The organism is Mycobacterium venezuelense, from assembly GCF_054919535.1.
The window spans coordinates 1-1,133 of the sequence record NZ_JBONDW010000052.1 but is presented as its reverse complement, the minus strand read 5'-3'; the positions used below and the strand labels follow the sequence as shown (position 1 = coordinate 1,133).

Annotated in this window: 1 protein-coding gene; it reads left to right on the top strand. The window is 60.7% G+C overall.

Annotated features, from left to right (window positions below; translation table 11 throughout):
* Window positions 1–47: 47 nt before the first annotated feature.
* Window positions 48–1,133: an IS630 family transposase gene (locus ACRCUN_RS34135; protein ID WP_462146023.1), complete on the top strand. Its 1,086-nt coding sequence runs from the start codon at window positions 48–50 to the stop codon at window positions 1,131–1,133.

The window sequence follows — 1,133 nt, the reverse complement described above, 5'->3', positions numbered from 1 at the left end:
GCTAGTGTCCTGAGTCGTTAATTCAGCCGCTCTTGTTAGCATGGGTGATGCCATCGCCGCATGCTGTCGAGATCGTGTTGTCCGAGGACGAACGTGCTGAATTGGAAGGTTGGGTCCGGCGACGCAACAGCGCTGCTGGCCTGGCCTTGCGGGCGCGGATCGTGTTGGCGTGCGCCGACGGAGGCGGAAATGCCGAAGTCGCTGATCGACTCGAGCTTGATCGGGGCACGATCCGAAAATGGCGCAACCGCTTCGCCGAAAAGCGCTGCGACGGGCTGCTCGACGAACCACGGCCCGGCCGGCCCCGCGTGGTAGGTGACGAGCAGATCGAAGCATTGATCACCACGACGCTGGAGACAACCCCGCCGGGTGCCACGCACTGGTCGACACGGTCGATGGCCGAGCATCTGGGACTGTCGCAATCGATGGTCTCACGCGTCTGGCGTGCCTTCGGACTGACTCCGCACAAACAGGATTCGTGGAAACTGTCCAAAGATCCGTTGTTCGTGGCCAAAGTCCGCGACATCGTGGGGCTTTACCTGGACCCCCCAGAGCGGGCGATGGTGCTGTGCGTGGACGAGAAAACCCAGATTCAGGCCCTCAACCGGACTCAACCAGCATTCCCGATGCTGCCCGGAACCCCGGCACGGGCAAGCCATGACTACGTCCGCCACGGCACCTCAAGCTTGTACGCAGCGCTCGACCTTGCCTCGGGAAAGGTCATCGGATCACTACACGCACGCCACCGCAGCCAAGAGTTCCTCGCGTTCTTGAAGAAGATCGATGCCGAGGTCCCCGCAGACCTGGACTGCCATGTCGTGCTCGACAATGCCTCCACTCACAAAACGCCAGCGGTAAAGCGTTGGCTGATAAACAATCCCCGCTTCGTGCTGCATTTCACCCCGACCAGCTCATCCTGGCTCAACCTCGTTGAACGCTGGTTTTCCGAGCTGACCACCAAGAAACTACGCCGCGGCACCCACACCTCGGTCCGTCAACTCAACACCGATATCCGCGCCTGGATCGACACGTGGAACGACAACCCCAAGCCCTATGTCTGGACCAAGACCGCCGACCAAATCCTCGCCAGCATCGCCAACTACTGCAGACGAATTAACGACTCAGGACACTAG